25 protein-coding genes are annotated in these 23,356 nt (G+C 37.9%); 6 read left to right on the forward strand and 19 right to left on the reverse strand.

From position 1 onward, the window contains the following. Positions 1–23 precede the first annotated feature (23 nt). From LQU94_RS05995 to LQU94_RS06005, 3 genes are all read right to left on the reverse strand, one after another. Positions 24–1,016: a PLP-dependent cysteine synthase family protein gene (locus tag LQU94_RS05995; protein WP_230696791.1), complete on the reverse strand. Its 993-nt coding sequence runs from the start codon at positions 1,014–1,016 to the stop codon at positions 24–26. Between the two features lie 118 nt (positions 1,017–1,134). Continuing rightward, positions 1,135–2,310, reverse strand: coding sequence for a CapA family protein (locus LQU94_RS06000; protein ID WP_230696792.1), 1,176 nt, complete (start codon positions 2,308–2,310; stop codon positions 1,135–1,137). Positions 2,311–2,322: 12 nt separating this feature from the next. Further along, the gene (locus LQU94_RS06005; protein ID WP_230696793.1) at positions 2,323–2,505 is read right to left on the reverse strand and encodes a PspC domain-containing protein; all 183 of its coding nucleotides are present in this window, start codon (positions 2,503–2,505) and stop codon (positions 2,323–2,325) included. Between the two features lie 130 nt (positions 2,506–2,635). Here LQU94_RS06005 and LQU94_RS06010 point away from each other — a divergent pair, with 130 nt between their 5' ends. Then, positions 2,636–3,532 carry a polyphosphate kinase 2 family protein gene (locus LQU94_RS06010; protein ID WP_230696794.1) on the forward strand — a complete coding sequence of 299 codons (897 nt, stop codon included), beginning with the start codon at positions 2,636–2,638 and terminating at the stop codon, positions 3,530–3,532. Continuing rightward, positions 3,501–3,641: an LDCC motif putative metal-binding protein gene (locus LQU94_RS06015; RefSeq protein WP_230696795.1), complete on the forward strand. Its 141-nt coding sequence runs from the start codon at positions 3,501–3,503 to the stop codon at positions 3,639–3,641. Before LQU94_RS06010 ends, LQU94_RS06015 begins: the two co-directional genes overlap by 32 nt. A gap of 12 nt (positions 3,642–3,653) precedes the next feature. Here LQU94_RS06015 and LQU94_RS06020 read toward each other — a convergent pair whose 3' ends face one another. Then, the gene (locus LQU94_RS06020; RefSeq protein WP_230696796.1) at positions 3,654–5,399 is read right to left on the reverse strand and encodes a M3 family oligoendopeptidase; all 1,746 of its coding nucleotides are present in this window, start codon (positions 5,397–5,399) and stop codon (positions 3,654–3,656) included. A gap of 119 nt (positions 5,400–5,518) precedes the next feature. Here LQU94_RS06020 and LQU94_RS06025 point away from each other — a divergent pair, with 119 nt between their 5' ends. Together LQU94_RS06025 and LQU94_RS06030 are read left to right on the forward strand one after the other, a co-directional pair. Beyond that, positions 5,519–6,001, forward strand: a complete 483-nt coding sequence (locus LQU94_RS06025) for an ECF transporter S component (RefSeq protein WP_230696797.1) — start codon at positions 5,519–5,521, stop codon at positions 5,999–6,001. A 96-nt stretch (positions 6,002–6,097) separates the two neighbouring features. After that, positions 6,098–7,555, forward strand: coding sequence for a nicotinate phosphoribosyltransferase (locus LQU94_RS06030; protein ID WP_230696798.1), 1,458 nt, complete (start codon positions 6,098–6,100; stop codon positions 7,553–7,555). A 30-nt stretch (positions 7,556–7,585) separates the two neighbouring features. On the opposite strand, the gene lysA is transcribed toward LQU94_RS06030, so the two are convergent. The 7 genes from lysA to LQU94_RS06065 all read right to left on the reverse strand — a co-directional run bounded on the left by lysA (position 7,586) and on the right by LQU94_RS06065 (position 14,681). After that, complete coding sequence (gene lysA, locus LQU94_RS06035) at positions 7,586–8,848, reverse strand: diaminopimelate decarboxylase (RefSeq protein ID WP_230696799.1); 1,263 nt, start codon at positions 8,846–8,848, stop codon at positions 7,586–7,588. A gap of 9 nt (positions 8,849–8,857) precedes the next feature. After that, positions 8,858–9,688 (reverse strand): hypothetical protein, encoded by an 831-nt coding sequence (locus LQU94_RS06040; protein ID WP_230696800.1) that lies wholly within the window; start codon positions 9,686–9,688, stop codon positions 8,858–8,860. Beyond that, positions 9,689–11,071 carry a hypothetical protein gene (locus tag LQU94_RS06045; RefSeq protein WP_230696801.1) on the reverse strand — a complete coding sequence of 461 codons (1,383 nt, stop codon included), beginning with the start codon at positions 11,069–11,071 and terminating at the stop codon, positions 9,689–9,691. It lies immediately after the preceding gene. Further along, complete coding sequence (locus LQU94_RS06050; protein ID WP_230696802.1) at positions 11,068–12,879, reverse strand: ATP-binding protein; 1,812 nt, start codon at positions 12,877–12,879, stop codon at positions 11,068–11,070. Before LQU94_RS06050 ends, LQU94_RS06045 begins: the two co-directional genes overlap by 4 nt. Beyond that, complete coding sequence (locus LQU94_RS06055) at positions 12,869–13,552, reverse strand: response regulator (protein WP_230696803.1); 684 nt, start codon at positions 13,550–13,552, stop codon at positions 12,869–12,871. Before LQU94_RS06055 ends, LQU94_RS06050 begins: the two co-directional genes overlap by 11 nt. A gap of 133 nt (positions 13,553–13,685) precedes the next feature. Beyond that, positions 13,686–14,297: a PepSY domain-containing protein gene (locus LQU94_RS06060; protein ID WP_230696804.1), complete on the reverse strand. Its 612-nt coding sequence runs from the start codon at positions 14,295–14,297 to the stop codon at positions 13,686–13,688. A 129-nt stretch (positions 14,298–14,426) separates the two neighbouring features. Then, entirely contained in the window at positions 14,427–14,681 is a 255-nt protein-coding gene (locus LQU94_RS06065) for a chorismate mutase (RefSeq protein WP_230696805.1), read from the reverse strand. Positions 14,682–14,741: 60 nt separating this feature from the next. Here LQU94_RS06065 and LQU94_RS06070 point away from each other — a divergent pair, with 60 nt between their 5' ends. Next, positions 14,742–15,623 (forward strand): RimK family alpha-L-glutamate ligase, encoded by an 882-nt coding sequence (locus LQU94_RS06070; RefSeq protein ID WP_230696806.1) that lies wholly within the window; start codon positions 14,742–14,744, stop codon positions 15,621–15,623. Here LQU94_RS06070 and LQU94_RS06075 read toward each other — a convergent pair. The 3 genes from LQU94_RS06075 to LQU94_RS06085 all read right to left on the reverse strand — a co-directional run bounded on the left by LQU94_RS06075 (position 15,610) and on the right by LQU94_RS06085 (position 18,456). Beyond that, a complete protein-coding gene (locus tag LQU94_RS06075) occupies positions 15,610–16,107 on the reverse strand; it encodes a pyridoxamine 5'-phosphate oxidase family protein (protein WP_230696807.1) in 498 nt (165 codons plus the stop codon). The two genes, LQU94_RS06070 and LQU94_RS06075, sit on opposite strands and share 14 nt — an antisense overlap. Positions 16,108–16,120: 13 nt before the next feature. Next, positions 16,121–16,663: a glutathione peroxidase gene (locus LQU94_RS06080; RefSeq protein WP_230696808.1), complete on the reverse strand. Its 543-nt coding sequence runs from the start codon at positions 16,661–16,663 to the stop codon at positions 16,121–16,123. Positions 16,664–16,770: 107 nt separating this feature from the next. Then, a complete protein-coding gene (locus LQU94_RS06085) occupies positions 16,771–18,456 on the reverse strand; it encodes a Na/Pi cotransporter family protein (RefSeq protein WP_230696809.1) in 1,686 nt (561 codons plus the stop codon). A 191-nt stretch (positions 18,457–18,647) separates the two neighbouring features. Between LQU94_RS06085 and LQU94_RS06090 the strand changes: the two genes are divergently transcribed. Beyond that, positions 18,648–19,520 carry a radical SAM protein gene (locus tag LQU94_RS06090; protein WP_230696810.1) on the forward strand — a complete coding sequence of 291 codons (873 nt, stop codon included), beginning with the start codon at positions 18,648–18,650 and terminating at the stop codon, positions 19,518–19,520. A gap of 22 nt (positions 19,521–19,542) precedes the next feature. Here LQU94_RS06090 and LQU94_RS06095 read toward each other — a convergent pair whose 3' ends face one another. Genes LQU94_RS06095 through LQU94_RS06115 form a run of 5 tightly spaced genes read right to left on the reverse strand, consistent with a single transcriptional unit; the run spans position 19,543 to position 23,310 of the window. Further along, a complete protein-coding gene (locus LQU94_RS06095; RefSeq protein WP_230696811.1) occupies positions 19,543–20,841 on the reverse strand; it encodes a M18 family aminopeptidase in 1,299 nt (432 codons plus the stop codon). A 59-nt stretch (positions 20,842–20,900) separates the two neighbouring features. Further along, positions 20,901–21,755: a CPBP family intramembrane glutamic endopeptidase gene (locus LQU94_RS06100; RefSeq protein ID WP_230696812.1), complete on the reverse strand. Its 855-nt coding sequence runs from the start codon at positions 21,753–21,755 to the stop codon at positions 20,901–20,903. After that, the gene (locus tag LQU94_RS06105) at positions 21,730–22,296 is read right to left on the reverse strand and encodes a TlpA disulfide reductase family protein (RefSeq protein WP_230696813.1); all 567 of its coding nucleotides are present in this window, start codon (positions 22,294–22,296) and stop codon (positions 21,730–21,732) included. The genes LQU94_RS06100 and LQU94_RS06105 overlap by 26 nt, the downstream gene beginning before the upstream one ends. Further along, the gene (locus LQU94_RS06110) at positions 22,293–23,177 is read right to left on the reverse strand and encodes a 4Fe-4S binding protein (protein ID WP_255702412.1); all 885 of its coding nucleotides are present in this window, start codon (positions 23,175–23,177) and stop codon (positions 22,293–22,295) included. Before LQU94_RS06110 ends, LQU94_RS06105 begins: the two co-directional genes overlap by 4 nt. Next, the gene (locus tag LQU94_RS06115; RefSeq protein WP_230696961.1) at positions 23,164–23,310 is read right to left on the reverse strand and encodes a CD1871A family CXXC motif-containing protein; all 147 of its coding nucleotides are present in this window, start codon (positions 23,308–23,310) and stop codon (positions 23,164–23,166) included. The genes LQU94_RS06110 and LQU94_RS06115 overlap by 14 nt, the downstream gene beginning before the upstream one ends. Positions 23,311–23,356 lie beyond the last annotated feature (46 nt).

Genomic DNA, 23,356 nt, shown 5'->3' on the forward strand with positions numbered 1-23,356 from the left:
ATCCTTTTTGGATGGCCTTTTTATTATCTGTGAATGATAATTTCTTCAATTTCTATGTCTTTGCTTAAGTAGCTTTCTTTTACGGGTTCTTCTTTCATTAAATCCGTAGAGAGATATTTTTTGCTATCGTCAGAAAATACCGTTGCGATGGTTGCGTCTTTTCCTTGTTTTAACTGGGCTTTTACGGCGCCAATAAAGTTTCCGCCAGAACTAATTCCTACTCCAAGTCCTGCCTTTGCTAATTTTTGTGCCATAATAATGCTATCTCCATCAGCTACGCCAATCACTTCGTCTAGCTCTTCCAATTTGCACAAGTCTGGAATAAATTCATCGCTGATTCCAGCAATTCTATGTTTGCCTACTTTGTTTCCTGTACTTAATGTAGGAGATTCTTCTGGTTCCAATGGGTATACTTTTGCTTCTGGATTGGCTTCTTTTATGGCCATTTTCGCTCCCATTACAACTCCGCCTGTTCCTACACCGGCAACAAATCCGTCGCAAGTCTTTCCTAATTTTTTCAAATCTTCTATCAATTCTTTTCCAAAGCTTTCATATTGTCCCTTTGCATTGGCAGGATTTTCAAATTGTTTTGGCAAGAAATATCCTTTCCCTGCTCCTAGTTCTTCCGCTTTGGCAATACTACCTAAAAATCCACCTTCTTCTGCAGAAACCAAACGGATTTCCGCTCCATAAGAGGCGATGAGTTTTTTTCTCTCTTCGCTCATCCAATCTGGCATATAAATAACCACTGGATGATTTAAGTACGCTCCCAAGGCACAAAATGCAATGCCTGTATTTCCACTTGTGGCTTCTACAATGGTGTCGCCCGATTGGATTTCACCTTTCTCATAGGCGTCTTTTAGCACGCCATAAGCCATGCGATCTTTTACGCTGCCGGATAAATTATAATACTCCACTTTTCCATAGATAACCATAGGTTCGTCTTTGTAGCGAATGTGAATTTCTGCTAAAGGCGTTTTTCCTATGGCATTGGCTAGATGCTCCAGTTTTCTCATTGCATTTCCTCCTTTGTCTTTATTTTTTTCTCAATTTTCATTGAGGGATTTGGGAAGGATTCCCAAATAAAACTATTTCTCTATTTTACTACGCTAAAGCAAAAAAGCAATAGTTTTTTTACATTTCTAATACCATTTCAGGGGGAATCAATTCTCGAAAATCTCCCATGGATTCTTCCAACCGCTGTTGAATGGACTCTTTTCTTGGAAATTCAATTTCTCCATTTAATACATCTTCCACAGGAATTACCTCAAAATGTAGTCCATTTCCGTCAGAATATTTATCTACATAGGTTGGAGATGGATCAAATCCTGTTACTCTCGTCTTTCCATCGATTCCTTTTTCCAACCTCGCTTTCACCATCAATCCAGATTCCGGTCTACGATTGTTCATATATTCTCTTCGTTGATTGGATACGAAATTTCCCATGGAATAGGCCACAAAATGATTTTCTTGCCCCACTTTTTTGGAGCTCACCCCTTGAGAAATATGGGGATGGGATCCTAAAGTTAAAATTACGCCATTGTCTGCCAAAAGATTAAAATAGTGAACTTGGGCTTCTGTTGGAGCTTGATGATATTCTTCCCCCCAATGAACAAAAGCGACCATGGCATCGACGCCTAAATCCTTTAATTTTTTTGTATCTTCAACCACTCTCTCATCGCTAATTAAATTAACGGCATAAGGTTTTTCGCCATTTAACATGGTTTGATCAAAACCATTGAGCCCGTAAGTATAGGACAAGAATCCTATTTTCATCCCCTTAACTTCTTTTACAAAGGGTTGAGGCTCTTCTTTTTGAGACCCGATTACATCCAATCCTTGCTCTTTTAAGGCATCAATGGTAAATTCCACACCAGATAACCCTCCGTCAAAAGAATGATTGTTGGCAGTGGATATAATGTCGAATCCAACGTCTTTCAAATTTTTTGCCACTTCTTTGGGAGAAGTAAAAACCGGAAAAGTTGTATATCCCCTAGATCCATCGGTTAAGGTTGTTTCTAAATTGATCAAAGCCAAATCCGCTTTTTCAATATGATTTTCTTGTAAATAGCGGAAAACAGGCTTAAAGTCATATCCCTCTTCGGTTTTTCCTACATTCAGTTGGGGTTGATGGAGCATAAAGTCTCCAAAAGCAACCAAATCCACCGTAATGGGCTCTTGTTTCTCTTCTTGAATCTTTTTTTCTTGTATTTTTTCTTCTTGGAAAAGATCCACTCCACTAAAATACATCCCCACAAATACAAGGGCAAGAACCCAAACTCCTCCAATAAGATATTTAATATTCTTCATTATCCATTCCAATTAGGCTTCTGGCATAATCAGGGCCGCAATTATATATAATAACAATCCAGAACCCCCTGCCAAACTAAACAACACCCAGGCAAAACGAACCAATGTTGGATCTATATCAAAATATTCTCCAATTCCACCACATACGCCAGCAATTACGCGATCGGTACTACTTCTGTGTAATTTTCTATTCATAGTTTTCTCCTTTTCTTTCTACATTTCTTTTTATTGTACCATTCCAAAGTTTTTTTTGTATGTTTTTTCCAAAACTCTTTGATTATTCTAACCATTTTAGGGAATCATTTTAGAAAGGAAGGGAGATTTTATGAATACAAAATCCTATAAAGTAGAACCACAGAAAAAAGTAAATCTAAAAGATTTTTCAACCACCTACGACGGTGACTTAACAAAAGAAGAAGTATATGAAACCCTTTTGCCAAAGAATTTAAGAAAAATGGCCGAGTATCAAGAAAAGTTTTATGCCGAAAATCAGCGGGGCCTTTTAATCGTTTTGCAAGCCATGGACGCGGCAGGAAAAGACGGCATCATTAAACACGTCTTTACGGCCCTAAACCCTCAGGGAACACAAGTTACCTCTTTTAAGCAGCCTTCTTCAGAGGAACTGGATCACGATTATTTATGGCGTATCGCTAAGGCTTTGCCGGCTCGAGGAAATATCGGAATTTTTAACCGCTCTCACTATGAAGACGTTTTGGTTACAAGGGTTCATAACCTTTTGCCTTTGCAACAAATTCCCCAATCTTTGGTTTCTGACGATATTTGGGAACAGAGATTTAAGGAAATTTCTAGTTTCGAAAAATATTTAGGCAACAACGGAATCAAAGTAGTAAAATTCTTCTTACACGTTTCTAAAGATGAGCAAAAGGAACGCTTATTGGAGCGAATTGATCGAGAAGATAAAAATTGGAAATTCTCAAGTTCTGATATTAGTGAAAGAGAATATTGGGATGAATACCAAAAGGCCTATGAGGATTTGTTAGAAAACACCTCTACAAAAGAGGCCCCTTGGTATGTGATTCCGGCAGATAAAAAATGGTTTGGACGTTACTTAATTTCAGAAATTGTTTTAGAAATTATGGAAGAATTGGATCCTCAATTCCCAGAACTTCCAAAGGGAGAAAAGGAACAACTGAGCAAGTGGAGAGAAATTCTTCTAGGAGATGAGAAGGATGAAGAAGAAAAAGAAAAGTCTAAAGGATAAATACGAAAATTTTATTGAAAAAATCTCAAAAGCCAATAAAGATTCTTTCGGCTCCGGGCCTTTGGATTGTTGCGAATTAAATAAAGACAAGAAAAAAAGCCGCCCTTAATGGCGGCTTTTTTTATTTTACCAATTTTTCAAATTCCTTTACATAGGGTTCAAATGTTTTCATGGCGTTTTTCCAAAATTCTGGATTGCGTAAATCCATATCTACAACGGCTCCTACGTCTTCTACTGTGGAGGTCGTAGTTGCTGATAACATGGCGTCATATTTTTCCATAAATTCTGGTCCTTTTTCCTTGGCTTCTGTGTAAAGAGCCATGGCATAGAGACTGCCAAAGGCGTAAGGGAAATTGTAGTAACTAAGGGCCGCTGAATAATAATGGCCTTTACAAGCCCACATATAAGGATGCAAAGATTCCTCCTCGACTCCTTCTCCATAGGCTTTTACTTGCGCTCGATGCATAATGTCGCAAAGTTCTTTGGCCGATAAAATTTCATCATCTACTCGCTCAAATACTTCTTTTTCAAATAAATAGCGGCTTAGAATATCGCAAATGGTTTGGGCGTTTCCCATTAAGAAAGATTCAATCAATCCCAAATAATCTTCCTCATTTTTCGCTTTTTCCAAAGTGTCCAACAAGAAATGGAATTCGTTAAAAGTTGAAGCCGTTTCTGCTACGGGCATGGAATAGGAGCGATTTAAGGGAGATTTGTCCTCAATCAAATAGCCATGATAAGCGTGTCCCAACTCGTGGGCCAAGGTATCAACGGCGTTAAAAGATCCATCAAAATTGGTTAAGATACGACTTTGTTTTATGGATCCTAAATTTTCACAAAAAGCTCCGCCGACTTTTCCTTTTCTTGGGAAGAAATCAATCCAATTGTCGTTATAGGCTTGGTCCATTAATTTTGCAATGGGCGGATGAATGGCCTCAAAACTTTCTACTAAAGCTCGTTGAGATAGGGGAACGGAATAACCCGCTGGGACTTTTCCCATAGGGGCAAACAAGTCTTCCCAAGGCAATTTTTCCTTGCCCAATCCTTTGGCTTTTGCCTTAAAATAGCGATGGAAAATATCTAAGTTTTCTTCCATGGCTTGGATTAAAGCGTCCAAAGTTTTCCGGTCCATGCGACTTTTGTCCAACGTTTCCTCTATGGCGTCTTTGTATCCTCTTTTTCTGGCAATGGTATTTACATGGCCTTTAATGGAAGTTAAAGCTACAGCCAAAGAGTCTTCAATTTTTGGATAGACCTTTAATTCTGCTTCGTAGGCCTCTTTTCGAACTTTTGGATCTGGATCATAGGCAAGGTTTCGAAGTTCGGTTAGATTTTTTTCTTCTCCTCGATATTCTGCCGATGCTTTTGAGGTCAATTGGTCAAATAAATTTTCCCAAGCATTGGTTCCGTAAATGGACACTTCGGCTAAAATTTCTTCTTCTGCTTCGGAAAGGAGATGTTTTCCTCCTTCTTGCATTTCTTTTAGAACAAAGCTATAGGGTTTGAATTCTTCCTTTTCCAAATAAGAATCCAAATTCATTTCTCCTAACACTCGGGAGAATTTTACTTCAAATCCATTGAATTTCGCCAACACTTTTCGACCACGATTCAATAGGCCCAAGGCCTTTCCATTGGATGTATCTGCTGCCAAAACAAATTGCAAATAGGCAAAGGTCTTTTCTACCAATTCTACTATTTCTTCCATAAGAGAAATTCCTTCTCTTAAAATTTTTTCTTCTTCTTTTTCTTTATCAAAAAAAACTTGGCTTCCTTTTACCAAATTTTCCATTTTTTCTATGTCTTTGATTAACGTTTCATCATCTGTACCTTTATACAAAGGACTTAGATCCCATTGGTATTTTTCCATATTTCCCTCCTGAATTTCTGTTACTTCCATTTTACCCTATTTTATCTTATTTATGTGAAATTTTAGGAAAAGGGCTTTTCCTCTTTTATTTGTACTATAATATAGGCAAGGAGGTTGGAATGAATACTAAAAATTTAACTCGTACCGCTCTTTGTATGGCCATTGTCGTTGTTTCTACTATGGTAATTGCCATCCCGATTCCTGGGACAAAGGGTTTTGTGAATCCGTCTGAGGCGGCTATCTTTTTGTCTGTTGGTTTGCTTCCGGGTTTTTTGGGCGTTTTTGCCGGTGGATTTGGATGCGCCATTGCAGATCTTTTATTGGGCTATAGTTTTTATGCCCCTGCTACATTGGTCGTAAAAAGTTTGGAAGCCTTATTGGCTACCGTCCTTTATAAGAAAGTAAATTTGCCTGGAATTTTGGCATTTTTCTTAGCTTCTTTTGTTATGCCTTTGGGATATTTTTTATACGATTTAATTCTATACGATTATCCGGCGGCGATTGCAGCCATCATCCCTAATGGAATCCAAGGAATTTTTGGGGCTGTCGTTGCTGGTTTGATTTTTCCTTTATTAAAAAGAGCCACAGAACATTTTTGGTAAACCTTCTTTATGGGTAGGAATACCAATACATAATTATACGTTTTCCTAAGAAAATGATATAATAATAAAAATACTTTGAAAGAGAAAGAGAGAAAAATGGATATTAGAGAAAAAAACAATTATACTCTTTTGGCGGATTTTTATGAATTTACCATGGGGAATGGGTATTTGGAAAACGGTATGGGAGAACAAATTGTCTATTTCGATATGTTCTATCGTACGGTTCCAGATGAGGCTTCTTTTGCCATCTTAGCCGGTTTGGAACAACTGATTGAATACCTAGAAACTTTATCTTTTACAGATGAAGACATTGAATTTTTACGAGGAAAGGGAATCTTTAGCGAAAAATTCTTAGAATATTTACGAAATTTCAAATTTGAATGCGATGTTTGGGCTATGCCTGAAGGGACCGTTGTCTTTCCACAACAACCTTTGGTTACGGTTCGCGGACCCGTTATTCAAGCTCAGCTTATTGAAACGATGGTTCTATTAACCATCAACCATCAATCGATGATTGCCACAAAAGCCAACCGTATTGTTACTTCTGCCGAAGGACGTCCCGTTACGGAATTTGGTTCTCGTCGTGCCCAAGGATATTCTGGGGCCAATTTAGGGGCAAGAGCTGCCTACATTGGTGGATGTAACGGAACAGCCAATACTTTAGCTGATTTTTCCTATGGCGTTCCTGCCTTGGGAACTATGGCTCACAGTTGGGTTCAAATGTTTCCTACGGAGTTGGAAGCTTTCCGCGCCTATGCAAAAGTTTATCCCGACCAATGTTTCCTTTTGATTGATACCTACGATACGTTGAAACAAGGGATTCCTAATGCCATTCGAGTCTTTAAGGAGTTGAGAGAACAGGGATACGAAGGAAGAGGCGTTCGCATTGATTCTGGCGACATTGCTTATCTTTCTAAAAAAGCAAGACAAATGCTAGATGAAGCCGGCTTCCCTGATGTTACCATTATGGCTTCTAATTCTTTGGATGAATACGTCATTGAAGATTTATTAAATCAAGGGGCCAAAATTGATAGTTTTGGCGTTGGGGAACGTTTAATTACTTCTAAAAGCCATCCCGTTTTTGGCGGCGTCTATAAATTGGTTGCCACAGAGCGAGAAGGGGAAGTTATCCCTACCATTAAAATCTCAGAAAATGTATCGAAAATTACAACGCCTGGCTTCAAAAATGTCTTCCGTTTCTACGATAAAGACCACGGAAAAGCCATTGCCGATGTAATTACTTTACATGACGAAGAAATTCCTAAGGATGAATACGAATTGTTCCATCCTGTATTTACATGGAAGAGAAAGACCATTTCCAACTACGAAGTTCGTCCGTTGTTAAAACGAATTTACGACAAAGGAAATTTGGTTTACGATGTACCTTCTTTGGAATCCATCCGCGAAAATACCGTAAGAGAATTGGATAGCCTTTGGGACGAGGTAAAACGTCTTAGCAATCCTCAAGAATATGTGGTTGATTTGTCCTATCCTCTTTGGAAGATGAAAGATGATTTATTGGCAAAACACGGTGGAAAAAATAAATCAGAATAAGAAAAACCTCGGCATAGAGCCGAGGCTTTTTTATTGTTCTCTTTGAATCAATTCTTCCATTGTCTGCCCTTTTACCCAAATTTCTGCTTTACCATCTTCGACACAAATAACGGGAGGAATGGGATTTTTATTGTAATTGTTGGCCATGGAATAATGATAGGCTCCTGTAGCCAAAATCACCAACAAATCTCCTCGTTCCATTTCCGGTAACTTTGCCTTTTGAATTAAAACGTCTCCCGTTTCGCAACACTTTCCTACAATTTGTACGGTTTTTTCTTCCCCCGATTTGTTTACGGCTAGGGCTTCGTATTTTGCTCCATACAAAGCCACACGAAGATTATCGCTCATTCCTCCATTTACAGCCATAAAAGTCTGGGATTCCTCTTCTTTTATCGTTCCCACTTCATAAAGGGTGATTCCTGCCTCTCCCACAAGGCTTCGTCCGGGTTCTATGGAAATCCATGGGCGAATTTTTTTGTGCTTTTGGAAAAATTCTTCGATCTGTTTCATGGGCTCTTTATAAAATTCTTCCACAGAAATAGATTTTTCTCCCTCTACATAGGAAATTCCTAAGCCGCCTCCTAAATTGATTTCTTTTATGGAGGATAGAACTTTTTCTCCCCCTTCTTCCAAAAGGGAAAAAATGTTTTTTAATCCCGCCAATACACTTGTATTTTCTTTTAACTGAGAACCTACGTGAATATGGATTCCTCGAAATTCCATTTCTTTTGATTTTTGCGAAAACTCCCAAGCTTTCAAAAAATCCTTCCTAGAAATCCCAAATTTAGAACGGCTATGGCCCGTGGACATATGAGCGTGGGTATCGGTTTCTACATTGGGTTTTAGACGAAATAAGATTTTGGCTACTTTCCCTTTTTCTTTGGCTATTTTTTCAAGAAAATAGAGTTCTTCTAAAGAATCCACAATAAATAGTCCAATTCCCTCTTCCAAAGCCAACTCGATCTCCCATTTTTCTTTATTGTTTCCATTAAATTCCAAGGTTTCCATGGGAATTTTTGCTTGTTTTGCTGTAAAGATTTCTCCTCCCGATACAACATCTAAGCCAATTCCTCTCTGAGCCATCAATTGGTAAAGGGCTTTACAAGAAAAAGCTTTCGAAGCAAAAGCCACCCTGGTTCTTTCATAAGGATCCAAAAATCCCTTTTGATAGGCTAGAACATTTTCTTCCAATTGTTTTTTGGAATAAATATACAAAGGCGTGCCAAACTCTTTGGCCAACTCTTTCAAATCCATTCCATCTATTTTCCCTAATTTTAATTCCTCTCGGTTCATTGCGCCTCCTTAGTTGGAAAGAAAAATTTCCTCTCCATCGTCCATGACAACGCGCCAGGCCGCCTTGGTCCTTCCCTGTGAAAATCCAGAATATTCTTCCGACAACAATTGTTCATCCCAATTAAAATAATAAGCTGGTTCCATTTCTACAATTGCTCTCCCCTTTAGGCGAGAATGATTCATCAATTCCAAAATCGCCTTTGAAGCAGGCAGTAAAACCTCTCCGATTTCTTCCTCTTCCAATACATAGAGCCATTGACGATCCATAATTTTCACCTGGTCTCCCTCAATGGACAAATAGGTAGAAGTACTTTCTAAATATCGATCTTTATAGACCATGGTATAGGAAATCTTCCATTCCTTCCCCTCTTGAATTGCTTGAACCAATTCCATATCTTCTAAAGAAAAATCATGCTTTTGCAAAAACTCTTCTCCAATGGCTAAGGCTTCCTCTTTGGTCTGATTTTTTTCTGGTATTTCTCCCGTATAAGAATACATTAGGCGGCTATTGTCTGTAATCGTAAGTTCTTCTTCCCCTCTTACAAGTACCACAGAAGAAAGCGTGTCTTCCATTAACTCCCCTTCTCCATGGAAAAATTTTTCGTTCCATTGTGCCGTTGGTTTGGATTCGAATCCCACTTTTAACGTAGGAATTTCTACATTCCTTGAGGGAATTTCCGTTTTGACTTGAATTCCTTGATTCTCTAAAATCATCTTGGCATCTTCAGAAAAATCATCGTGTTGAATTATCCTCTGTCCGAAGAAATAGGAGCCAGCCATTACCGCATTACAAAGAATCAAAATTATAATTAAAATACTTTTTGCTTTTGACCAATCCATCTATCTTATCATCACCAACTCTCCTGTAATTCCATGATAATAAAAAGTTATCCCTTCAAACTCTACACAATACACATAGGTTAAAGGAAATTCATCTTCTTGGTATTCGTCCATTAGACAAAGATCCCAACCTTTTAGTTCTCTATAAATATCTTCTACATCCGATCCCGGTTTTCCAATACGCAATCCGATTTCCTCTTGATTTTGCTCTATAATTTCCTGAATGGACTTATAAGCCTGAACGTCAATGGGCTGATTTTCAAGCTTTACACTTCCTCGCAAAACGTAAATCAATTGGACAACAGAATTGTCTACCACTTGCACTTCTATAAAAGATTTCACAGACTCTTCTCCCACAGGATATACCACATAATTGTTTTCTAAATAATTAAAACGCACGCGATATCCTTGTTTATCGTTTCGTCGGATTTCCTTTAGAGAATCCAAATAGAGTTCTTTGGTAATTCCTGTTTTGCTCTCCATAAAATTCTTTGCAATTTCAATGGCTTCGATTCCCTTTGTGTCTACGCTTCTTTTTTCGCTTTCGTCTCGGTAAATAACGACTCCATTATTTGTAATTCGCAACGTCTTTTGCCCATTTACATATAAAGTAGAATTTTCTTCCTCAATTACGTGAATTTCGTCAAAGGAACTTCCTAAAAATCGTTCCACCATCTCATTTACATTGTTGGGTTCCATGGTTTTTATCCCATTTTCATACACTCTTCGCAAAGTAAAAGGCAAAGGTCCTTGAGGCAAATACACCAAATTTTCGCTACCATACAATTCATTGGTACTTCGATAGGGCACGTATTTCTGCTCTTCTTTTAAGCTTTGAAAATATCGTTCCACCCCTTGAACACTTACATCTGACAAAGTATTTTGAAAATATCCTTCCTCTGTAACAAGCACCACAGAAGAACCATTGGCCGAAAAATAAATTTCTTGAATTTCGTTTCCTACTTTTCCTTGGCTATTGTCCAAATGATAAATTTCCTTAAACAAATTGGAGTAAACCTCATTCCCAAAATCAAATACAATGGAAGGTTCTTGGTGCATTCGAATGTATTCTTTGGAAGAAATTTCCTTCCAAACAATGGAAGTTCCTCGATTTTCAGGGAAAGATTGCTTCAACATATTTTGGTAAAAGGGCCACATATTTTCAACTTGATATACAATGGCGTGCTCTTTTCCCCCAAAATTGATTAAGGTCTTATAAGGCTTAATGCTCTCCTCTAATTCTTGAGAAATCCCTTGACTTTCCCTTTCTGGAGAAAGCAGAATTTCTGTTTCTGGAGGCGCTTTTAACCATACTACATTGGCCATATACAAAGTCAAGGCAACTAGCATCGCCAATACTACGGTTTTTATATGTTCTTTCATAGAGCCTCCTTATCCATTGGGAAGCTTAAAAGCACCGTTGTCCCGACGCCAAATTCACTGCGGATTCGAATCCGTCCATCCATAGATTCCATTACATCCTTGGCAATGGCAAGACCCAATCCGGTTCCTCCTTTGGCGCGACTTCTTCCTTTCTCTACTCGATAAAAACGCTCAAAAATTCGTTCCAAATCCCGTTTCGGAATCCCAATTCCCGTATCTTCCACCTCAATGTGGACACGGCTTCCAAAATTCTTTGCTTTTACGGTAATTTTTCCTCCATAAGAGGTATATTTTGCTGCATTGGATAGAATATTTAAGATTACTTGATTGGTTCCGTGACTGTCTCCTAAAAAAGGACGAACATCTTCTGGAATATCCAAAATTACACGATGGTGTTTTTCCTTTATTAAAGGCTGAACCGATTCCATTGCCGTTGTTACGGCATCGTAAGGGTCCAAAGACTTAATTTCCCAACGGGTACGTTTGGCATCCATATTGGATAGTTGCAACAAATCCGTTACCAGTCGGTTCATTCGGTCGCTTTCTCGATTGATAATTTCTAAGAATCGTAAGGCGGTGCTTCGTTCCATATTGGCACTCATTAAAGTTTCTGTATAGGATTTTATCGTTGTAATTGGTGTTTTCAATTCATGCCCTACATTGGCAACAAAATCCTTTCGTAAAATATCCAAATTATGTTCTTGGGTAATATCTTGCAATACAACGATAATCCCAATATCTCCTCCAAATTCGTTTTTATAAGGAGCGTAGCGAACATTGTAAAACCCTTCTTTGATTTCAATTTGGCTGGTTCCAGAAAGGGAAGACTTTTCAAAATAATTGATCCCTAAAATATTGAGTTTCTTCAAATCCCAATATTTATCTTCACTCATTTCTTCTTCCCCTAGATCCAAAATTTCGCGAGCTACTGGATTGGCATGAATCAAATGTCCTCGGCGATCTACGGCTATAACGCCCTCTGCCATATAACTAAAAATGGTCTCTAATTTTGAACGTTCTGTATCCATTCGCCCAATGGTTTCTTCTAGTTCCGTTGTCAAAAAGTTAAACATACTTCCCAATTGGCCAATTTCATCGTCACTTTTTACCACAACGCGTTGATTGAAATTTCCTCCAGCCATTTCTCTCGCTTGTTTTGTTACATCATGAATAGGCCCAGTGATGGATTGGGCCAAAAAATATCCTAAAATAGATGTGATAATAAGGGCGATTACCGTTGCGTAGGTTAAAATAATCTGCGCATCTTCTATTACGCTATAAATCATCATCAAATTTACGATCATATAAAACACTCCATGAACGGTCCCATCTTGAGATCGAACAGGCATAACGTAATGATAATATCTTGCCCCCGTTCCTGGGTCTTCTCGCAAAGCAGAAGTGGACTCCCCTTCTAGGGCAGCTAAAACCAATTTAGGGCTTAACTCCTTATAGGTTAAGGCATTTTCTCCCGTAATTAAATCACGAGTATTAACACTAGAGGCCGTAATACGGGGGACTTCTCCATTCCCAATCACATATACGGCCTCTTCACTACCAAATCGCCATTCATTCAAAGTATTCTGAATCCGCTCTTTGCTTTCATCCCAATTTCCATCGGTTAAATAAGTAGAAGAATTTACAATTGAATTTAAGGTTTCCTCCACATCGAGTTTTACTTTTTCCAATTGCGCATCTTCCAAGCGATTCACAATAAATCCACCAATAATCGCCATTACGGCCATTACCAATAGGAAATAAATAACGATAAATCTCCATTTTATACTTGAAAAGAATTTAGCCCCCAAAATAATATCCAACTCCTCGTTTGGTCATAATGTAGGTAAAATCTTTTCCTTCATCTTCAATTTTTTCTCGCAATCTTCGAACCGTAACGTCTACTGTACGAATATCCCCGTAATATTCATAGCCCCAAACTTGCTCCAAAAGCTCTTCTCGACTATAAACCGTTCCAGGCGTCTGTGCTAAAAATTTCAACAACTCAAATTCCCGTAAAGTTAACTCTACGGTTTTTCCGCGTTTTCTCACTTCATATTTTACCGGATCAATAAATAAATCCGCTTCTTCTATGACTTCATCAGGCAAGTAGCCTTCGTTTTCATAATCTTGTCTACGGAAATTGGCTTTCACCCGTGCAATCAATTCCTTTACACTAAAAGGTTTTACTACATAGTCGTCCGCCCCTAGCTCTAAGCCACGGACTCTATCTGCTTCCGACTCCTTGGCCGTTAACATAATAACTGGCAAACGGCTTTTCTTCCGTATTTCTTGTAATGTTTCAAATCCATCCATTCTAGGCATCATAATATCTAAAATTACCAAATCTGGAGAAAAAGTATCTAGTACTTCTAAACATTCCACCCCGTCTGAGGCAACTTGCGTTTCGAATCCTTCATTTTTTAGGTTATAAGAAATGATTTCAGCAATGGCCGCTTCATCATCAACAATCAATATTTTCATGAAGTTCCCTCCTCTTCTTTGCCTTATTATACCACAATTCAAAAAAAATCATGGAAAGAAAGGTAAAAGGGGTTCTTTCTTCCCATTTGTCCACAAAAAAAGACTGGCTCCCTCGCCAGCCTTTCTTTTTTTCTTATCGATCTACACGCAAAATTTCCAAAGTGTTTGCATCCAAAATAACTTCTTGATCGTTTCCTTCAAATTCCACTTCGTATTCCGCTTTTCCATTTTCTACATCTAAGTCAAAACTTTCTAAGCGTCCACCGTTTACTTCTGCTTTTGCTTTTTCTACGGCTTCAGCCCATGGTTTTACTTGCGCTAAATCCAATGGAGTATCGTTGGTACGATCGTCATCCTCTGTATCCTTTTTAATAATTTCTCCCGTTTTTGCATCAATCTCCAAGTCTACTTCTTTCCCATCTTGAATTCCATCAATTTGGAACTCATCTCTTCCGTCATCGAAATCGTAAGAAATTCCTGTGATTTGTGCATTGGGATATTCTCCTAAGAAAATTTCTGCCAATTTCCCATTGGTCATCTCTCCGCTTATAGCCACCTCTGTTGTTGAAGCGTTATTTTCTGTCAAACTTGTGTTTACTGTCGCGTTGTTTGTCGCTGCGTTATTTGTCGTCTCTACCGCTGGTGCGTTGTTTGTTACTTCTGCATTATTTGCAGCCGGTTGTTCTCCTTGCGTACACGCTACAAGCATCAATCCTAATCCTAATACCGGTATTAATTTTTTCATAAATCCTCCTTAAAATACTTCATTAAAACATTTCATTAAAATCGTTCAAAATATTTCGTTTTTTATTTCTACGTTTCTATATATTTACTATACGTCATTTTTAGCAAAATATGCATATAATCAGGCTTATTATCCTTTTGTTTGCCGTTTCTTTGATATCTTAAAAAGAAACTGGAAAAATTCTTCCACCTCTTTGGAAAAATTTTCCGATTTTCCCTTCATCTTTTCTAAGATTTCTTTTTCTCTGTTTTCATCTAAAATAGCAATTCCTCTTTTTCTTTTGTCTTCCCCAATTTTTTCTGAAAGTTCCAATCGGCGAATAAAAAGTTCTAACATCTGATCATTAATTGCATTGATTTCTTTTCTTGCTTCTTCTAAGTTCATAGGCTCTCCTTATTTACTTTTTCCCTCGCCTTTCTTACAATAAATACAGGAGGCGAGTTTATGAAAAAAGGAATTATCGTTTACAATAGTGGCATGAAAAAGGTCAAAAACCTTTATGGCGTCGTAGAAAATTTAGTGGAAGCGGGAAAAAAAGCTTCTACAGAGTGTATACCCATTGGGAACGGAGATTTTGTTCTCGATTACAAAGACAAGGAAGTTTCCTATCCCATTTTGGAAAAAATCCAACCCGATTTTGTTTTATTTCTAGACAAAGACTTGGTTTTAGCAAGGGGATTAGAAGCTATGGGTTATCCCATTTTTAACTCTCCCTCTGCCATTGAAATTTGTGATAACAAATTGCTCACTTGGCAGGCCTTAAAAACCATTTCTCCTATGGCAAAAACTTTGCCTGGTCCTATGCAATATTCCTTCTATCCTCTCTCTCGCCCATTTTATGATCAAGTTGTCTCTACTCTTGGCTCTCCTTTTATTTTGAAAGAGGCCCAAGGTTCTTTTGGAGAGCAAGTCTATTCGATTTCCTCTTACGAAGAAATGAACGCCGTTCTTTCTAAAATAAATGGCCGTCCCTATTTATTTCAAGAGAATATTTCCCATAGTTTTGGACGAGACATTCGTGTCGTTCTTGTGGGAGATGAAATTCTCGGGGCCATTGAACGAAGAAATCCTAAAGATTTTCGTGCCAATATTGCCTTGGGAGGAACCTCTTCTCCCATTGTCCTTACCGAAGAACAAAAATCCGTAGCCTTAGAAGCCCATAGAGCCCTTGGTCTCCAATTTTCTGGTGTGGATTTATTATACGGAGAACAAGGCCCTCTCGTTTGTGAAGTCAACTCCAACCTAAGCTATCTAGGATTTCAACAAGCCACAGGAATCCCCGTAGGAGAAAAAATTCTCTCCCACATTTTATCTATTCTCCCTTAGGCTCAGCCATTCGAACCAATTCGATGGCTTCTTTTCCCATAATATGATCAAAGGATATTTCATAACAAGCCACCGCATCTAGAGATCCTTTGATTTCTTCCTTTCGCTCCTCTATATGTCCTGGCCAATATTTTTCTCCTAAAATATCCAAGGCATGATAAAGCTCCTCTCCCTCTAAGAGTCTTGCTTTCCCGAAGCCAATAACAGAGCGAAAATACGTAGTAAATTTTTCAGGTACAATTTCATCTTGGTCCACAACAGTAAAGGAAACTTTACTGTCTTTTTTTATGGCATCATTTTTGTGTCCTTTTTTTGCGGAATGAAAATAAATTTTTCCCTCTTCATAAGCGTAACTAATGGGAACGCCATAAGGATAGCCATCTTCTCCTATAACCGATAAAATTCCATTGGTTCCTCGCTCTAAAATTTCTTGCACCTTTTCTTCTGGTAAAATTTGACGACTTCTTCTCATTTCACGAAACATATTTTTTGTCTCCTTATAATAAAGCCAATACAGCCTCCTCTACTTTTTCCATCTTCTCCGTTGGTTCAAAGCGTTCCACTACATTCCCTTCTCGGTCTATTAAAAACTTTGTAAAATTCCATTTTATATCGGAATTGTTTTTATAGTCCTTATCCATCGCCTTTAACATGGCGCTCATAGCAAGGGCCTTGGCTCCTTTTCCAAAACCTTCAAATCCTTTTTCCTTTTTTAAGAAAGTAAATAAAGGAAGTTCCTTCTCTCCATTTACATCGGATTTTTTCATTTGAGAAAATTGCGTATGAAAATTCAAGCTACAAAATTGTGCAATTTCTTCATCGGTTCCCGGCGCTTGTCCACGAAATTGGTTACTTGGTACATCAATTATTTCCAGCCCTTTTTCGTGATATTTTTCAAATAATTTTTGTAAATCTTCGTACTGAGGCGTAAATCCACATTCTGTCGCCGTATTTACAACCAATACCACTTTCCCCCTATAGTTTTCCATAGAAATTTCTTTTCCGGTCCCATCTATTAATGCAAAATCATAAAAACCCATGTTTCCCTCTTTTCTTTTTTCCTTCATTATCGTCTTTTTTTATATACCCTTCTTTCTAGGATTTTTTCCACAAAAAAAACAAGGGTATGAACCCTTGTTTTTTTATATTATAAACTTTTATCGCTTTTGTTGGTCTTTTCATTGTGCATTTTGATTGGATTAAAGGTTAAACGACCAATATTAAATGCATGGTCTCCAATTCTTTCCATCGTCCCTAAAATATCTACAAAAACAGAGGTAAGAACCGTTGCTTGTTGATGTCTTTCTGTTAGACGACGTAAGTGAGAAGCTCTCATATTGTGTTCCATTAAGTTCAATGCATTTTCGTCTTCTTTTACTACTTCAAACAAAGATACATTTCCTGTGACATACACTTCTGCACTATTCACGTAAATATGAGTCAATAGATCATAAACTTGTTCCAATTCCCTCAAAGCGTCCTCATCAAATTTTTCGTTGGCATCGAAGACCCCTTCGTAATATTCTACTAGGTTTTGGGCTAAGTCTGCAATACGCTCAAAGTTCTTTGCTACCTGTAAGTTAACAGAATATTCTTCCGAAAGTTCTTCTGTTAAATGTTGTTTTGAAATCTTCATAAGATAACTGGAAATTTTTGTATCCAAAGCATTGATAATATCTTCTACTTGATTTACCTCTTTGAAATATTTTTTATCTCCCGTCATCAGATAATTTTTAGAGGCCGTTACCGTTTGCAAAGCCAAATCTGACATGGATTGGATAGCTAATTTTGATTGTTTCAATGCACCCGCTGGGAATTGTACAATCATTTGTTCGTCCAACTCAACGCTATTGGCGTCAAATTCCACTTCTCCCTTTCCTGGCATTAATTTATATAGTATATCTACACATTGTTTAATAAACGGCAAGAACAATAACATACCAATAAAGTTAAATAGGAAGTGGCCCACGGCAATGGTCATCATATTGTTAAGTCCCAATGCTGTAGAAATGGTTTGAACCACTCCAACATAAGGACGAATTAAAATCAAAAAGACTACCGATGTCGTTACGTTAAATAGTACGTGGAACATAGAAGTTCGCTTTCCGGCTAAACTGCCTCCAAAGGCAGCTAAGGCAGCCGTAACAGTCGTACCAATATTGGCACCAAAAACCAGTCCCATAGAGGCTGGTAAGTCAATTGCGCCTGAATTATATAAAGTTTGAACAATCCCTACTACTGCCGAAGAAGATTGAATAACGCCTGTCATAATGGTTCCTGCAATGGCTGCAATAACAGGTTGTTCAGACATACGAATAACCAAATTTTCAAATCCGGCCACATATTGTAATTCTTTTAGGGCATCCCCCATAATATTCAATCCAATAAAGAGCAAGCCAAAGCCAATTACAATTTCTCCTAAGTACGATGTTTTTTTCTTAGTTGCTACCATAAATACGCCTACACCTAGTAGCAATAAGAAATAAGAATAATAATTCAAATTAAAACCAATTAAAATGGATGTTACCGTTGTACCAATATTGGCACCAAGAGTAATTCCTATGGCTTGATTGAGTCGCATTAAACCAGCACGTACCAAGCTAATTACAATTACTGTTGTTCCTGAAGAAGATTGAATCAATCCAGTAATAATAATCCCGACCAATACGCCCATAATTGGATTGGATGTATATTTTTCAATATAATCACGAATTTTTGTTCCTGCAAAATTTGTGAGGCTATCCCCCATTAATTTAATCCCGAACAAAAATAGTCCAAGACCCCCGGCTATTAAATGCCAGTCAATTTGACTTAACGTCAGAGTAGATTCCATTGTTCCTCCCCTATTGTTTGTAGTTTCTAGTCTACGGATTACATTTTATAAAAAATCATTTGTAACCGATTGTTATTATATCAAAAAAATATTCCCTCTGTAAATTAATTGAAAAAGTTTTGTAAAAGAATTGTGTTGATGATTTTATCGGGTACATGTATACTGTGATATAATGAAAATGAGGTGATTTTATGAGATACCAAGGTTCCATCTATCGTCCACCTAGTGAGGCGTGGAGCTATATTTTACAAGCAACCGTTGGTTGTGGGTACAATAGATGTACCTTCTGTACCATGTATAAAGATGAACATTTTTTCGCTCGCCCTTTGGGTGAAATTGTAGAAGACCTTCAAATGGCTCATCAGGCTTATGGAGATCGTTTGGATAAAATTTTTATTGCCGATGGAGATTCTCTTTTGATGCCTACAGAGGATTTGTTGACCATTCTAAAAACGGCCAATCAATTGTTTCCTAATTTGAAACGTTTAAGCTCTTATGCTACAACAAAATCCATTTTGTCTAAGACGCCAGAAGAATGGAAACTCCTTCGAGAAAATAATCTGAAAATGATTTATTTAGGTATTGAATCTGGAAGTGGAACGATTTTAGAAAACATTCAAAAAGGCGTAACTCCAGAGGAAATTATTGAAAGTGGAAAAAGAGTTCGAGAAGCAGGAATTGAACTTTCCGTAACCTTTATTAACGGATTGGGAAGCCATGCATTAAGCGATGAACACGCCATAGAAAGTGCCCGTGTAATCAATGCCATTGAGCCAGAATATATCGGGCTTTTGACGTTGCTTTTAGAGCCTGCTGCTCCTATGTATAAAGATGTTGCCGAAGGACGCTTTGAACTTTTAGATAGCCACGAAGTACTAAAAGAAATCCGCAAAATGGTAGAGCATATTGATGTGAAGCACGGGGTTTTCCGAGCCAATCACGCCAGCAATTTCGTTCCATTAAAGGGAACTTTCCCTCAAGATAAGGAAAAAATCTTAGCTACCATTGACCAAGGTTTACAAATCGAGAGAGAAAAATTAGAATCCAAAATTCGCGGATTATAAAATTTATGTAAAAAAAAGAGGCCTATAAACGGTCTCTTTTTTTGTGGAAAAATTCCAAAAATACTTTGTACATCGATTTTTGATCGTCACTTCCTACCAATTCTCGAATGGAATGCATGGAAAGACAGGGGGTTCCCACATCTACCATATCAATATTTAATTTTTCCAAAGCGATGGGCCCAATGGTGGAACCGCCTCGTTTATCGGATCGGTTGGTAAAAAATTGATAGGGAACTTCTGCCCCTTTGCATAATTCTTGGAAAATAGCCGACGTTTTTCCAGTGGTAGAATAGCTTCCGTTGGCCGCCGTTTTAATAACAGGCCCTTTATTGAGTATAGGTCGATTGGTAGGATCGGCGGCTTCTTCATAATTTGGATGAAAGGCGTGGGTCAAATCCGCTGAAATCATATACCCCCGTTCCATTCCCAAATAATAGGCTTCCCTATGGCCTACAGACAAGGCAATTCGTTCCAAACCATCTCGGAAAAACGCCCCTTGGGCCCCTGCAATGGTATGACTTCCAATTTCTTCATGATCAAATACAACCACCATTTTTGTCGCCTTAGAAGGTTTTGATTCCCACAAGGCTCTCATAGACAAGTAGGCCATACTTCCATCGTCCAAACGGGGAGAGGAAATAAACTCTTCTTTTGCCCCTACAAAAGTTCCTTTTTCCCTTGGACATAAAAACAAATCAAAGTCCAAAATCTCTTCTTTTTTTACATTACAGAATTCAGATAAAACTTCCAACAAATATCCATCGGTTTCCAATTTTTCTTCTACCATTCCCAATAATGGCAAAGTGTCTTTTTGTGGATTGAATTTATAGCCACTGTTCACTTCCCGGTTCATGTGAATGGCTAAGTTTGGAATGATTAATAAATCCTTATCTACATAAATGTTTTCGCTCTCTACTCTCCCATTTTTGGAGAAGGAAACCTGCCCAGCAATGGTTAAGGGACGATCGTACCATGTGGAATAAATAGGACCGCCATACACTTCTGTATTTAATTTTACGTAAGATTTCCCTGCTTTCATTTCGCTATTGGGTTTGATACGAAATCCTGGCGAATCTCCGTGGCTTCCAATTATATGAAAGGAAAATTCTTCTACTTTTGTAGATCCCATAATAAAGGCAACAATGGCGCCACCTTTTTGAGAAAAATAATATTTTTCTCCTTCTTTTACATCCCAAGGAACATCCTTGGATAACTTTATAAAATCTCTTTTTTCCAATTCCATAGCCAAATTGGAAACGAGCTGATAACTAGTGGGACTCTTCCCTAAAAAATCCATTAAATCTTGATTCATCTTTTTCATATCTTCCTCCTATTTGTCTATTGTAGCACGAATTTCTCCAAGAAAAAAATGTCTCCCTCTTATTGAGAAAGACATTTTTCCTTTTTACTTTTCTCTATCATTTTTATCACAATATAAATTGCTGGTACAATCAAAACAATACTTAGGGGGTCGACAATGTCCAAATGATACTCTTCCACTAGGAAAACACCAAGTATCGACAAGAAATTATTTACAAAATGAACCGTAATCGGATACATTATATTTCGTTTTTTATAATAAAGGAAACCAGCAAACAATCCTAAGAAAAAAGTATATACTGATTGAATGAAAATTCCGTGCCATATACCAAAGAGAAGAGCCGATCCTATAATGGCAAAGGCGGGGCCCTTCGCTTTTTCTAGCGCATTCATGACTAAACCTCGGAATAAAATTTCTTCCACAACGGGAGCAAAGAGTATTGTTGCTAAGAAGAACCCTATGGTTCCCCCGCCCATTATGGAATCCATTCCTTGATTGAAAGCTTTTAAGCTTTCTGCAATAAATGGTATGTTAGAAAGTACATGGTCTAATAGCAAAAACCAAAGACAGGAAATCCCTGCGGCGGCCCATCCAAACAAATGGGAGATTCCCCACGTTTTCCATTTAAGAGGTTCCCGTTTTTCCCTTGGAAAAAAGAAGCGGAACAAAGCAAAATAGATAACAAAGAGGAACAAGAAGGAAGTCGCGTCAAATAAATCTGTATATTTCAAAAAATCTTGTTGGGTGAAGTGTAAATATTTCATTCCGACAAAAGTAACCGCGCCATAGTAAAGCTGCATAAATACCAGATGACTAAGGACGACAGCAAGGGCAAAGACAAAATAAAATATTTTCGTTTTTGAGGAGTCTGTTTCTAAAAAAGAAAGCTTAGGAGTTTGCTTTTGCGTTTTCAAGTGCATCCTCTACTTTTTGAACAAATTCCTTTGCCCCTTCTTCGCCATCAATGGATCCTTCAATTGGATCTCCAATAATATTTCCTTCTTTATCTACAATTAGCGTTGTTGGATAAGCCATTACACTGTTGATAAATTCATCCGATTTTTCTTCTTTGTCAAATACCAACTGTGGATAGGTTACCTTACTTTCTGAAATGATTTTTTTTGCCAATGCATCGGTGCTTTCATCATAACCATAATCCGTGCAAACGCCATACATTCCTACGCCTTTGGTTTTTAATTCTTGGCTAATTTTTTCTAGATTTGGCATCTCTTGAACGCAAGCTTTACAGCCACTAAACCAGAAATTCAAAACATTTAGCTCGTTTTTCTTAAACTCATCTTGGGAATACATATTTCCTTCAAAATCCTTTGCTGTAAATGGAGGGATCGATTTTGCCAATTTTGAACTGGCTCCTCCTCCCCCTGAGCAGGCCACCAAAGAGCCCAAAGCCAATACCATGACCAAAATCATAGTTATCTTTCGTACATGTTTCATTTTTCTTTTTCCTTTCTTTTCCAAGTATTTCCTGTTTCAATGGCGTGGGTTGGACAAACTTTTATACATTCTCCACACCGTATACATTCTAGGGAATCTTGATTTTCACTCATATCCACGTCCATTTTGCAAGTTTTTGCACATTTTTTACAGTGGATGCATTTGTTTTGATCTACTGTGTATCCATAAATGGATATTTTATTAAACAAGGAGTAAAAGGCCCCCAAAGGACAAATCCATTTGCAGAAAGGTCGGTAGAAAACAATCGACAATCCTACAACCGCCGCTAAAATGGTTGCTTTTAACAAGAACAAATTCCCAAGTCCTGCTCGAATGGATTTTGAAGCGAGAGATAAAGGAATCCCTCCCTCTAAAATCCCTTGAGGGCAGAGGTATTTACAAAAATAGGGAGGCGCAAGACCAATCGAGTCCGTGAGGAATATAGGTAAGAGAATGACAGCTACTAGTAAAACTCCATATTTTATTCCCTTTAACCATTTCCATTTTTTTGTACTCTTTTTAGGTGATGGAATTTTATGAAGCAAATCTTGAAACCAACCAAAGGGACAAAAGAATCCACAAATCAGCCGACCAACAAGAACGCCTAAAAAAATTAAAATTCCCGTTATGTAGTAAGAAAAATTATATTTCGTACCTCCTACGACTGCTTGAAAAGCGCCTATGGGGCAAGCGCCTGTTGCAGCAGGGCAAGAATAGCAGTTTAGCCCAGGGACACAGAGTGATTTCGCCTTCCCTCGATAAATACTTCCGGACAAAAAGTTACCCAAATGGGGATTGGTTCCGAGGGTTACAAGTCCTTGTACCCAACTTCTACGGTTTCTTACTAACGAAAAAATATCTTTTACATTAACCAATTCCAACACACTCCAAGCACAATAAAATCGCTTTTGTTAAAACCGTTGCCACTTCTCCTCGACTTGCGCCGATTCCAATAAATGCAAGGCTTAAAACCAAAAAAAACATTCCTATATTTCTCTTTTTTTCTCGACTCATCTCGTCACCTCCAAAGACAATATAACAAATGGGATATAAAGTTCCT

It is taken from the genome of Peptoniphilus sp. KCTC 25270, from assembly GCF_021012875.1.
Classification (GTDB): domain Bacteria; phylum Bacillota; class Clostridia; order Tissierellales; family Peptoniphilaceae; genus JAJMZJ01.

Excerpts from the sequence above, each read along its gene's own strand:
- LQU94_RS06105 (WP_230696813.1), bottom strand. The coding sequence starts at position 22,296 with ATGAAACATGTACGAAAGATAACTATGATTTTGGTCATGGTATTGGCT.
- LQU94_RS06080 (WP_230696808.1), bottom strand. The coding sequence starts at position 16,663 with ATGGGTTTTTATGATTTTGCATTAATAGATGGGACCGGAAAAGAAATT.
- LQU94_RS06115 (WP_230696961.1), bottom strand. The coding sequence starts at position 23,310 with ATGAGTCGAGAAAAAAAGAGAAATATAGGAATGTTTTTTTTGGTTTTA.
- LQU94_RS05995 (WP_230696791.1), bottom strand. The coding sequence starts at position 1,016 with ATGAGAAAACTGGAGCATCTAGCCAATGCCATAGGAAAAACGCCTTTA.
- LQU94_RS06070 (WP_230696806.1), top strand. The coding sequence starts at position 14,742 with ATGAAAAAAGGAATTATCGTTTACAATAGTGGCATGAAAAAGGTCAAA.
- LQU94_RS06025 (WP_230696797.1), top strand. The coding sequence starts at position 5,519 with ATGAATACTAAAAATTTAACTCGTACCGCTCTTTGTATGGCCATTGTC.
- LQU94_RS06075 (WP_230696807.1), bottom strand. The coding sequence starts at position 16,107 with ATGTTTCGTGAAATGAGAAGAAGTCGTCAAATTTTACCAGAAGAAAAG.
- LQU94_RS06085 (WP_230696809.1), bottom strand. The coding sequence starts at position 18,456 with ATGGAATCTACTCTGACGTTAAGTCAAATTGACTGGCATTTAATAGCC.
- LQU94_RS06090 (WP_230696810.1), top strand. The coding sequence starts at position 18,648 with ATGAGATACCAAGGTTCCATCTATCGTCCACCTAGTGAGGCGTGGAGC.
- LQU94_RS06055 (WP_230696803.1), bottom strand. The coding sequence starts at position 13,552 with ATGAAAATATTGATTGTTGATGATGAAGCGGCCATTGCTGAAATCATT.
- LQU94_RS06060 (WP_230696804.1), bottom strand. The coding sequence starts at position 14,297 with ATGAAAAAATTAATACCGGTATTAGGATTAGGATTGATGCTTGTAGCG.
- LQU94_RS06030 (WP_230696798.1), top strand. The coding sequence starts at position 6,098 with ATGGATATTAGAGAAAAAAACAATTATACTCTTTTGGCGGATTTTTAT.
- lysA (WP_230696799.1), bottom strand. The coding sequence starts at position 8,848 with ATGAACCGAGAGGAATTAAAATTAGGGAAAATAGATGGAATGGATTTG.
- LQU94_RS06010 (WP_230696794.1), top strand. The coding sequence starts at position 2,636 with ATGAATACAAAATCCTATAAAGTAGAACCACAGAAAAAAGTAAATCTA.
- LQU94_RS06040 (WP_230696800.1), bottom strand. The coding sequence starts at position 9,688 with ATGGATTGGTCAAAAGCAAAAAGTATTTTAATTATAATTTTGATTCTT.
- LQU94_RS06020 (WP_230696796.1), bottom strand. The coding sequence starts at position 5,399 with ATGGAAAAATACCAATGGGATCTAAGTCCTTTGTATAAAGGTACAGAT.
- LQU94_RS06005 (WP_230696793.1), bottom strand. The coding sequence starts at position 2,505 with ATGAATAGAAAATTACACAGAAGTAGTACCGATCGCGTAATTGCTGGC.
- LQU94_RS06065 (WP_230696805.1), bottom strand. The coding sequence starts at position 14,681 with ATGAACTTAGAAGAAGCAAGAAAAGAAATCAATGCAATTAATGATCAG.
- LQU94_RS06000 (WP_230696792.1), bottom strand. The coding sequence starts at position 2,310 with ATGAAGAATATTAAATATCTTATTGGAGGAGTTTGGGTTCTTGCCCTT.
- LQU94_RS06015 (WP_230696795.1), top strand. The coding sequence starts at position 3,501 with ATGAAGAAGAAAAAGAAAAGTCTAAAGGATAAATACGAAAATTTTATT.
- LQU94_RS06095 (WP_230696811.1), bottom strand. The coding sequence starts at position 20,841 with ATGAAAAAGATGAATCAAGATTTAATGGATTTTTTAGGGAAGAGTCCC.
- LQU94_RS06045 (WP_230696801.1), bottom strand. The coding sequence starts at position 11,071 with ATGAAAGAACATATAAAAACCGTAGTATTGGCGATGCTAGTTGCCTTG.